At 71.4% G+C, this 1,323-nt stretch carries 1 protein-coding gene and 1 pseudogene; both read left to right on the forward strand.

The window, feature by feature from the left end; genetic code table 11:
- A pseudogene (locus tag EU811_RS23035) lies at nt 1-604 on the forward strand (amino acid deaminase/aldolase); the annotation flags it as partial.
- Nucleotides 605-651: 47 nt separating this feature from the next.
- Nucleotides 652-1,323, forward strand: a 672-nt coding sequence (locus tag EU811_RS23040; protein WP_202979356.1) for an MFS transporter, incomplete at its 3' end; no start/stop codon positions are given.

Below are 1,323 nucleotides of genomic sequence, written 5' to 3' on the forward strand. Positions count from 1 at the left end.
GGGCGACAACCAGCCCGGCTCGCTGCTCAGGCGGGCCGCGATCCGCGCCATGCAGCGCCTCTCCGCCGCCGAACTGGCCGACCGGCGCGCGGCGGTCATAGCCGCCGTGGAGGCCGTGGCGCCGCTGGAATTCGTCAACGGCGGCGGTACGGGTTCCATCGAGCAGACCTCCGCCGAACACGTCATCACCGAGATCGGTGCCGGATCGGGGCTCTACGGGCCCGGACTCTTCGACTTCTACCGGCGCTTCCGCCCCCGGCCCGCGGCCTTCTTCGTCATGTCCGTCGTACGCCGCCCGAGCCCCAGGATCGCCACCGTGCTCGGCGGCGGCTGGATCGCCTCCGGCGCGACCGGCCTCGACCGCCAGCCCACCCTGGCCTGGCCGCACGGGCTGCGTACGAACCCACGGGAAGGGGCCGGCGAAGTCCAGACACCCGTCCTGGGCGCTGCCGCGCACGGGATGCGCCTCGGCGACCACGTGTGGTTCCGGCACGCCAAGGCCGGCGAGCTGTGCGAGCGCGTCAACACACTCCACCTGGTGTCGGGCACGGAGGTCGTCGACGAGGTCACGACCTACCGGGGCGAGGGACACGCCTTCCTGTGACTGTGCCCCGTCCCTGAACAGGACCGTTTCCGCTCCCGGGAGGCCTTGTGTCCACCGAGTTCCACCCGCCGGCCCCGATGCCGGCGGACGCCGTCACGAAACCCGCGGGCCATGCGCCGACCGAACCCGTCTCCCGTGGCTGGATCACCTTGTTCGGCCTGGTCTGGTTCGGGTTCTGGATGGCGAGTCTCGTCCCCCTTCAACTGCTGCTGCCCCAGCAGCTGGAGATCATCGATCCGGCATCCAAGGTCCACGGTTTCGCCGTCGTCAACGCCCTCGCCGGACTGGTCTCGTTGCTCGCCCTCCCGGTGTGCGGGGCGTTGTGCGACCGCTCCCGAAGCCGTTTCGGACGCAGAAGGCTCTGGCTCGCGGGCGGCGCGCTGTGGTTCGCGGCGGGGCTGGCGATCACCGGGGAGCAGACGACGGTGCCGGGCATGACCCTCGCGTGGTCGGCGAGCATGCTCGGTCTCAGCGCCGCCACCGCCGGGCTGACGGCCATGATCGCCGACCGCGTCCCCGTCGGCCAGCGCGGTCTGGTGTCCAGCGCGATCTACGGCCCCCAGGCCCTCGGCGTGGTGACCGGCATCGCCCTGGTCTCCGTGTTCGCGCTGTCCCCCGCGAGCGGATACCTCGTCATCGCGGCCCTGCTGATCGTCTGTACCGTGCCGTTCCTCGCGCGCTTCCGTGACGCTTCGTACGACGCCGAGCCCACGAGACTA

Origin of the sequence: Arthrobacter sp. TS-15, assembly GCF_006964045.1 — a bacterium.
GTDB lineage: Bacteria > Actinomycetota > Actinomycetes > Actinomycetales > Micrococcaceae > Arthrobacter.